This is a genomic window from Rhizobium sp. UFLA01-1127 (assembly GCF_059803845.1).
In genome coordinates this window covers 19,422-28,534 of record NZ_JAUQTZ010000080.1, presented here as the reverse complement: position 1 = coordinate 28,534, position 9,113 = coordinate 19,422, and the positions used below count along the sequence as shown (strand labels likewise).

Sequence of the window (9,113 nt, the reverse complement as noted above, 5' to 3'; positions counted from 1 at the left end):
GACATTCCGGTCTGCGGCCGGGAACGGCAATCAGCCTCATGCTTGTTAACCGCCCCTTAGGAGAGGTTAACCAACCGTTGCGTTAGCTGCAACTGACAGCAATAGGATTAACAAAAGGTTAACCCCGTCCGCGAAAGTTAACGGAATCATGTTCGCCCTGACGGACCGATATTGCGGCGTTGCTCGGGCCATCCTTCATTGAGCCTGACCCTGCAGCCTGCGTGGAGCGTGTAAAAGGCCTCGATTTCCGCTCCGATATCGCGGTCCGGCGCCTTTCGGGGCGCACAAGTCAGCCTCGCGCCATCTTGCGCGTCGTAGCATTACGGCGATCCGTCCGATGTCGGGCGAGAGACGGCCGGGCCATATACGAGGTTGAGATGTTCAGTTTGCAGGATGCCGGGCGGGCGGCGATCGATCGCCAGGCGCGAACGAGCCTCGACCCCGACGACTGGCAGACCTTGCGCAAGCAGGGTCATCAGATGCTCGACGACATGTTCGATCATCTCCAGACGCTGGACGCAAGACCGGTCTGGCAGCATGCCCCTTCCTCCGCGCGCGCGCTGTTCGATGCGCCGTTGCCTGTGGAGGCCAGCGATCTTGCGGATGTCCACGCCATCTTTCGGCAGAATATCCTGCCTTATGGCAGCGGCAACATTCACCCTGGCTTCATGGGCTGGGTCCAAGGCGGCGGCACGGCGGCCGGAATGCTGGCGGAAATGCTGGCCGGCGGACTGAACGCCAATCTCGGCGGACGCGACCACATGCCGATCGAGGTCGAGCGCCAGATCATCCGCTGGACGCGTCAGATATTCTCCTTTCCGGAAACGGCGGGCGGCATATTCCTGACCGGTGCCTCACAGGCCAATTTCGTCGCCGTGCAGATCGCCAGATGCCGCAAGCTCGGCCGTGACATACGCGCAACCGGCCTTTCCGACGAATCGCGACTGGTGGCCTATGCGTCGAGCGAGGTGCATGGTTGCGTCCCCCGGGCCTTCGAAATGTCCGGCATCGGCAGCAATCGGCTGCGGGGCGTTGCGGTCGATGCTGCCGGCAAGATCGATATCGGGGCGCTGGAGCAGGCAATCGTCCTGGACCGGCAGCAGGGATACACGCCGTTCCTCGTCATCGGAAGCGCAGGAACGGTCAATACCGGCGCGATAGACGACCTCGCGGCCCTGCGTGGTATCGCGGATGCCTACGATCTTCATTTTCATGTCGATGGCGCGCTGGGTGCCCTCGGCATTCTCAGCCCGGACCTCGCACATCTGCTTGCAGGGATAGAGACCTGCGATTCGCTCGCCTTCGATTTCCACAAATGGGGCCAGGTGCCCTACGATGCGGGATTCCTGCTCGTGCGCGACGGCGAGTGGCAGCGGCAGACCTTTGCTTCGGATGCCGCCTATCTCAGCCGGGCAGCCACCGGCCTTGCAGGCGGAGACTGGTGGCCCTGCGATTACGGCCCGGATCTGTCGCGCGGCTTCAGGGCGCTGAAGACCTGGTTTACGCTGAAAACCTATGGCGTCAAAGCTCTGGGAGAGGCGATGAGCGCCAATTGCAGGCTTGCCCTCACGCTTGCGCAGCACATCGAGCAGGAACCGGCGCTGAAACTGCTCGCTCCCGTCGCCCTCAATATCGTCTGCTTCGCCTATGTCGGAGCCGACGGAACGATGCCGCCATCCGTCAATTCCCATATCGTCGAGCGTCTTCACGCCGAAGGCCGTGTCGCTCCATCCCTGACGCATGTGAACGGACAACCGGCAATCCGCGCCGCGATCGTGAACCACCGGACTAGCCAGGCAGATATCGACGCGCTCGTTCACAGCGTTTTGACAATCGGCTCCAGACAGGATCTCCCCCAATGCTGATGACCAAAGTCCCCGTCACCGACCAGGCCTTGCCCAACATGTCGGCCACTCCGCAAATTCTCGGCATGCAGAGAATCGTCTCGCTCGTCTATGCCGGCCGCGACGTGACGCCGCTGTGGAACGAACTCATGCAGCGCGTGACGGCAGATCCGACCGACGCCGCCGCACTTCTGGACATGGCGACGATCCTGCAAACGCTCGGCCGCACCGAGGAAGCCCGTCAGATCCTGAAGAGCGCCGTGCAAATGCGCCGCGACTTCTATGCGGTTCATGGCGACGGCACCGGTCCGCGCCTGCTGGCCTTCGTCACGGAAGGCGATTTCATGGCCAATACGCCGCTCGATTTTCTGCTGGCGGACAGCAACTGCGTGCTGTGGCTGCGCTATGTCGACCTGGAGACCACTGCGCTCGCCGACCTGCCGGAGCACGACGTCGCCTTCATGGCGATCGGCGAATCGACGGAGAACACTCCTCTTCTCGCCCACATGCAGAAGCTGCTTGCCGGGTTCGACGGCACCGTCATGAACCGCAATCCGGAACTGATCGCCAGGCTGACGCGCGATGGCGTGAGCGGCATGCTGGCGAATGAGCCTTCCATCCTTTCGCCCTTTACCTATCGCGTTTCGCATGCCGATCTTACGGCCGTCGCTACGCGCGCGAAGCGACTGGACGCCTGCGCTCCGGCTCTCGCCTACCCGCTCGTCGTGCGCCCAATCAGCACACATGCCGGTAACGGCATGGAACGCATCACCGACTCCGCTGAACTTGCCGCCTTTCTGGAGATCCATCCTGTTCCGGAACTCTACGTTGCGCCCTTTATCGATTTTCGAGGTTCCGACGGCCTCTACAACAAGCAGCGCATCGTGTTCATCAACGGCAAGGCTTTCGCCAGCCACATGGCGCTCTCGGATCATTGGATCGTTCACTATCTGAGCGCCGGCATGGCCCAGAGCGCAGCAAAGCGCGCCGTGGAGCAAGCCTGGATGGAGGATTTCGATCACGATTTTGCTGTTCGCCACAAGGAGAGCTTTGCGGCCCTGTGCCGCCATATCGATCTCGACTATTTCGGCATCGATTGCGCGGAGTTGCCGGATGGTCGCCTGCTGGTGTTCGAACTCGACGTCGCAATGGTCGTCCACAATATGGATGATCCTTTCATCTATCCCTACAAGCAGGTCGCGATGCGCAAGCTGTTCGACGGTTTCGTCGATGCCGTCAGGCAAAGGGCTGCGACGGCCCCGGCAAAGGTGTCCTAAGCCGGTTGATGCCAGCGCGCTGGACCAAAACGAAAACCGCGCCCTCCGGAGAAGGCGCGGTGGCGTAATTCGTCCTGTACGCGACCGGCGCGGTGCGCCGGTGCTTCCTATTAACGGAAGAGCGACAGGATCGACTGGGTCGAGGAGTTGGCGATCGAGAGCGACTGGACGGCCAGCTGCTGCTGCGTCTGCAGAGCGGATAGCTTGCTCGATTCCTGTTCCATGTTGGCATCAACCAGCTTGCCGACGCCCGACTGGATCGAGCTGGAGAGCGAGGAAGCGAAGCTCGTCTGCAGGTCGATGCGCGACGAGATCGAGCCGAGGCGGGAGTTCATGCTGGTCATGGAGTTCAGAGCGGTCTGAACCATGTTGAGCGCGCTGGAGATCTGGCCACCGGTCATGCCGATGATGTTGAGGCTGAAGACCGAAGCGTTGGCCGTGGAGTCCTTGGTGCCGAGGATGCCCGAGGTCGTGTCGATCGTGCCGCTTGCGTTCGCGCCGAACAGAACGTTGCCGGTTGCGCCGGTGTTGAAGGCGTAGGAGGTCGAGCTGACCGAAACGGTGCCGTTGGTGCCGCGGATGAAGGAGGAGACGACCGAAGCGGAAGCGTTGTTCTGAGCCATGACCCAGTTTTCGCCGTTGAACGAAGCCGACTGGGCGACGCTCTGCAGCTGCTGCTGCAGCTGGCCGATCTCTTCCTGAACGGACTTCTTGTCGACCGACGGTTCCATCGCGGTGACGAGCTTGTCCTTGATCTGGCCGACGATGTCGATGGCGCTGGTGACGGCGGTGGTTGCGGTGTCAACTTTGGCGGCGCCGAGGCCCAGAGCGTCGGAAACGGCGCCGATGGCGCTGTTGTCGGACTTCATGCTGGTGGCGATCGACCAGTAGGCGGCGTTGTCCGAAGCCTTCGAAATGCGCAGGCCGGACGAAACGGCGCTCTGCGTCTGCTGAAGGTTGGAGCCAATGGTGCGCAGCGTCTGGAGGGCCGCCATTGCGGCGTTGTTGGTAAGAATGCTCGTCATGATATTTGCCCCTTTGGCAGTGGTTGAATAAGGGACATTCCGGACCTAAAACCGGTAACGGCATTCAGCATCATGCCTGTTAACCAAATCCGTTAAGGTTAACTCGCCGCTTCGATGGTCCTAAGAAACAGCAATATAGTTAAGAAAAGCTGAAGCAGCCTTAGCCGGAAAATATAAAAAAAACCGCGCCTTAGGTAGGCGCGGTTAACTTCTTGTTCAGGATTGTCTACCGACGCGGTGCGTCGGTGCTTCCTATTAACGGAAGAGCGACAGGATCGACTGGTTGGAGGAGTTGGCGATCGAGAGCGACTGGATCGCCAGCTGCTGCTGCGTCTGCAGGGCGGACAGCTTGCTCGATTCCTGTTCCATGTTGGCATCAACCAGCTTGCCGACGCCCGACTGGATCGAGTTGGAGAGCGAGGAAGCGAAGCTCGTCTGCAGGTCGATACGGCTGGAGATGGAGCCCAGCTTCGAACCCAGGCTGGTCATGGAGTTCAGAGCGGTCTGAACCATGTTGAGCGCGCTGGAGAGCTGACCGCTCGTCATGCCGGTGATGTTGAGGCTGAAGACCGAAGCCTTTGCCGTGGAGTCCTTGGTGCCGAGGATGCCCGAGGTCGTATCGATCCCGCCACTTGCCTTCGCGCCGAACAGAACGTTGCCGGTTGCGCCGGTGTCGAAGGAATAAGCCTGCGAGCTGACCGAGACCGTGCCGTTGGTGCCGCGGATGAAGGAGGAGACGACCGAAGCGGAAGCGCCGCTCTGAGCCATGACCCAGTTTTCGCCGTTGAACGAAGCCGACTGGGCAACGCTCTGCAGCTGCTGCTGCAGCTGGCCGATTTCCTGCTGAACGGAGCTCTTGTCGACCGACGGTTCCATCGCGGTGACGAGCTTGTCCTTGATCTGGCCGACGATGTCGATGGCGCTGGTAACAGCGGTCGATGCGGTGTCAACCTTGGCGGCGCCGAGGCCCAGAGCGTCGGAAACGGCGCCGAGAGCGCTGTTGTCGGACTTCATGCTGGTGGCGATCGACCAGTAGGCGGCGTTGTCCGAAGCCTTCGAAATGCGCAGGCCGGACGAAACAGCCTGCTGGGTGCTCTGCAGGTTGGAGCTGATGCCGCGCAGCGTCTGGAGGGCGGCCATTGCGGAATTGTTGGTAAGAATGCTGGTCATAGAGTGTCCCCTGGAAACTGGATACAAAAGGAGGACATACCGGACTGGGAATACCGGCGATGACGGAGCAGCTTCATGCCCCTCGATCCATTTCCTAGAGGACCAAACCCGTCATGTCGCGAGGAACTTCGCATTCATTGCTTGCCAATTTCTTAAACTCGACCCGCAGGGAAACGGCTCTCCGGAACGTAGCTAAAAATGCGTAAAGACCTTTTCGACCGCTGCTTCGGTTTCAGGCAAGCTCCGTGAGAGATCATCGGGCGAATCCATGATGCCGGCCCTCGACCTTTGGCGGGAGCCAGTCAACATTTCGCTCGGAGTTCTTGCTCGTGAATACGAATAACGCCTTTGTGACAGCGTCCGGCTTCTATCAGAAGGGGCAATATACGCGCGCACTCGAAACGTTGAACGAGCTGCTGAACATCGACCGATCGCCGAAGACCTATGCGTTGCTTGCAAAGACGCTGCTCAAACTTGGCTTCAGATCGGATGCAGCGAGTGCCTACGAGCTGGCCGGCCGGCAAAAACCCCAACGTGACGAGTATCTTCGGGAAGCCTTGCTGCTGCATGGCGATTGCGGCAACGACGACCAGGCTCTCGCCGTCGGAAGCCTGATCCTGCCTCTGGCACTCAAAGACCCTGATCTTGCCTTCGTCCTCAGCCGCATTTTCCTCGGCCGTCAGCAAAAGGAGCTGCTGACCGCCTTCAAGACGGTGCTCGTGGAAGGACCGGAAATCAAGCATCGCCAAATGGCCGCACAGTTGCTGACCGACGATCTCTATGACGAAAGCAACCGGCACATCGTCACGACGTTGTTCAAGAAGCACCCCGACAATGTCATCTTCCGCGCACTCTATCTGATCTTCGCGCGCGAGATATCGGACTTGGCGGCCGTAGACAAACATATGGCACCCGTCATGGCCTCGCTGGCGCAAGGCAAGCTCGACCACGTCATTCCCGACAACCCCTTCTTCCATCTCCACTGGTGCGGCGACGAGGCGATCAACAAGCTCGCAATCCACGACACCGATCCGTTGCCGCCAGGCCATGCGGAGGCTCGCCGCAACCTGCCGCATAGCTGGGGCAGCAAGATCCGCATCGGCTATCTTTCGTCCGACTTCTGGCCCGGCCACGCAACGATGAAGCTGATGCAGCGCGTTCTTGAGCTGCACGACAGGAACCGGTTCGAAATCACGCTCTTCGATCACTCGAATCCGGCCCACCAGGAAGAAGAAGCATTCGACTATTCCAGCCTGGGCACGACTGTCGATATACGCGGCCTTTCCAACCAGGCGGCGGCACAGGCCATCCGCAACCGCCAGATCGACATCCTGGTGGACCTCAAGGGCCATACCAAGGAGAGCCGCGCCTACATCCTCAATTACATGGCCGCTCCGATCCAGGTCGCATGGCTGGGCTTTCCCGGCACGACCGTCAACATCGATCTCGATTACATCGTCGGCGATCACCATGTGCTGCCGGATCATTCCAGAGAGCACTTCCACGAGAAGTTCTGCCGCCTGCCCGAGTGCTATCAGCCGAACGACCCGCTTAACCGCCCGAAGCCGCGGCCGACAACCCGCGCGCAGCACGGGCTGCCCGAGGGCGCCTTCGTGTTTGCGTCCTTCAACGGCAACCGCAAGATCACCTCGCAGATGGTCGACGTGTGGTGCAACATCCTCAAGCGCAGTAAGAACAGCGTGCTCTGGCTTCTGTGCAACGGCCCCCGCACAGAGGCCAATATCTGGTCGCGCATGGAAGCCCGCGGCATCAGCCGCAAACGCGTCGTCTTCACCACGCGCATTCGCTACGAAGATCATATCGACCGCCAGCAGCTTGCCGATCTCGGCCTGGATACTTTCCCGGTCAACGGCCACACGACGACTTCGGAGCAGCTCTGGGGCGGCCTGCCGGTTCTCACCATGAGGGGCACGAATTTCGCCTCACGCGTCAGCGAAAGCCTGCTGAATGCCATTGGCCTGCCCGAACTGGTGGCCGGCGACCTCAAAACCTATGAAGACATGGCGGTGCAGCTCGCCGCCGAGCCTGAACGTGTCGCCCAGTTCAAGGAGATGCTGGCTGCCAATCGCTACATCAAGCCGCTCTTCGACGCGGAGCGCTTCACGCATCATCTGGAGACGGCTTTCGAGATGATGGTGGCGCGTGCCAGGCAGGGCCTTGCTCCGGATCACATTGACGTGCCGGCGCTGCCTGTGCGCACCGAGCCCTTTATGGAAGAAGGCAGGAACTCGGCCGCCATCGCGGCTGAGTAAAAGCTGAGCGATCATCGGGCGCCAGTTCCCATGATCTCCTCCTACTTGCCACAATAGGGCATGACACCGAAAGCTGCGAGCAGCTTTCGGACGGCTTCATGCTCTACTTCTCTGATTTGAGAGCGGATTCAGATTTCAGGCCGATTCGATCTAAAACAATCCGGTTCTAGAGCGCTTCCGCTCTATCTTTTTGTTTTTACGCAATTCCGGCCGGAAAACCGCGATGCACTTTCCTGGAATTGCTTTAGTGGAAAGAGCGAACCAGGCTGCCGACCAGAAGGTTCCAGCCGTCGATCAGCACGAAGAACAGAATCTTGAACGGCAGCGAAATCGACGTCGGCGGCAGCATCATCATGCCCATCGCCATGACGATGGTCGATACGATCAGGTCGATAACGAGAAAGGGCAGTACAACAAGGAAGCCGATCTCGAAACCGCGGCGGATTTCCGAGATCATGAAAGCTGGGATCAGGACACGATAGTCGATCTTATTCTCGACCACGGCCGTCTGGCCGCGTTCCCGCGCCAGATCGACGAACAGCTTCAAATCCTTGTCGCGCGTATTGTTCGACATGAAGGTTCGGAAGGGCTCGGCGATGCGCTGCACGGCGTCCGCCTCCGAAATCTGATTGGCAAGCAGAGGCTGCACGCCATCCTTCCAAGCCTGATCGAAGGTCGGCGACATGACATAGAAGGTCATGAACAGGGCAAGGCTGAGCAGGATCATGTTCGACGGCGTCGTCGCAAGACCCATGCCGGTGCGCAGGATCGAGAAAGCGATGATGAAGCGCGGAAAGCTCGTCACCATGATCAGGATGCCCGGAGCAATCGACAGGACCGTCAGGAGCCCGAATGTCCTGATGATCCAGGCGGCAACCGAGCCGTTGACCGGCGCGTTCAGAAGATCGGTCGGTAGCTGTTGCGACAATTGCTGCGCCATCGCCAGTTCAGGCGAAAATGCAGCAATTACTAATATAGATAGGGCAAGTGCTAATCGACTCATTCGATCACGAAAGTTCTGAACATAACTTTCGATACTCGTCCTTCCGAGCGCAGGTCAACACGCTCCTGAATGTCATCCCGAAGATATTGCAGGCCGCGTGCACCCTCGATCTGCTGCAAGGAAACCGTGCGGATATAGGCGAGGATGTCCTGATGGATCGCCTGGGCAAGCTGCGCGTCGGGCGGCCCTTTGAAAACGAGCGCAAGCTCCAGCCTGATCCAGTTCTGCGAGGGATAAGCGAGGTTGGCGGTGATCGGATCGAGAGCGATGATGCCGTTCGCCTGGGCGGCCGCCGCAGCCTGCTTGCTGCCGCCGGCAGCCTTTGCGTTCGCCTGCACCGCGGCCGTGGCTGCCTTGATCCTCGGCGCGACGACCGTTCCGAGCACCCAGCCGCCGCCGCCGCCGAGCACGGTCAGCACCAATAATCCGACGATCGTCATGATCAGTGGCGATCCTTTGCCCTTGGCCGATTCGTCTGCGGCTGCTGCCATGTCCCTATCCGTCCACTAGAGCAATTCCAG

General features: G+C 60.0%; 7 protein-coding genes. 3 read left to right on the top strand and 4 right to left on the bottom strand.

The genetic code is table 11. From position 1 onward, the window contains the following. Positions 1 to 377: 377 nt before the first annotated feature. Both Q4Q11_RS19730 and Q4Q11_RS19725 read left to right on the top strand, forming a co-directional pair. Positions 378 to 1,865: a pyridoxal-dependent decarboxylase gene (locus tag Q4Q11_RS19730; protein WP_112506695.1), complete on the top strand. Its 1,488-nt coding sequence runs from the start codon at positions 378 to 380 to the stop codon at positions 1,863 to 1,865. After that, a complete protein-coding gene (locus Q4Q11_RS19725; protein ID WP_498570556.1) occupies positions 1,859 to 3,121 on the top strand; it encodes a tetratricopeptide repeat-containing protein in 1,263 nt (420 codons plus the stop codon). The genes Q4Q11_RS19730 and Q4Q11_RS19725 overlap by 7 nt, the downstream gene beginning before the upstream one ends. Before the next feature lie 110 nt (positions 3,122 to 3,231). Here Q4Q11_RS19725 and Q4Q11_RS19720 read toward each other — a convergent pair whose 3' ends face one another. Then, positions 3,232 to 4,146, bottom strand: coding sequence for a flagellin N-terminal helical domain-containing protein (locus tag Q4Q11_RS19720; RefSeq protein ID WP_112679287.1), 915 nt, complete (start codon positions 4,144 to 4,146; stop codon positions 3,232 to 3,234). A 255-nt stretch (positions 4,147 to 4,401) separates the two neighbouring features. After that, complete coding sequence (locus Q4Q11_RS19715) at positions 4,402 to 5,316, bottom strand: flagellin N-terminal helical domain-containing protein (RefSeq protein ID WP_112679288.1); 915 nt, start codon at positions 5,314 to 5,316, stop codon at positions 4,402 to 4,404. A gap of 329 nt (positions 5,317 to 5,645) precedes the next feature. Here Q4Q11_RS19715 and Q4Q11_RS19710 point away from each other — a divergent pair, with 329 nt between their 5' ends. Further along, entirely contained in the window at positions 5,646 to 7,589 is a 1,944-nt protein-coding gene (locus Q4Q11_RS19710) for an O-linked N-acetylglucosamine transferase, SPINDLY family protein (RefSeq protein WP_498570555.1), read from the top strand. Between the two features lie 244 nt (positions 7,590 to 7,833). On the opposite strand, the gene fliP is transcribed toward Q4Q11_RS19710, so the two are convergent. Continuing rightward, positions 7,834 to 8,592 carry a flagellar type III secretion system pore protein FliP gene (gene fliP, locus Q4Q11_RS19705; RefSeq protein WP_113222650.1) on the bottom strand — a complete coding sequence of 253 codons (759 nt, stop codon included), beginning with the start codon at positions 8,590 to 8,592 and terminating at the stop codon, positions 7,834 to 7,836. Further along, a complete protein-coding gene (locus Q4Q11_RS19700; RefSeq protein ID WP_113213889.1) occupies positions 8,589 to 9,083 on the bottom strand; it encodes a flagellar basal body-associated FliL family protein in 495 nt (164 codons plus the stop codon). Before Q4Q11_RS19700 ends, fliP begins: the two co-directional genes overlap by 4 nt. Positions 9,084 to 9,113: the final 30 nt, after the last annotated feature.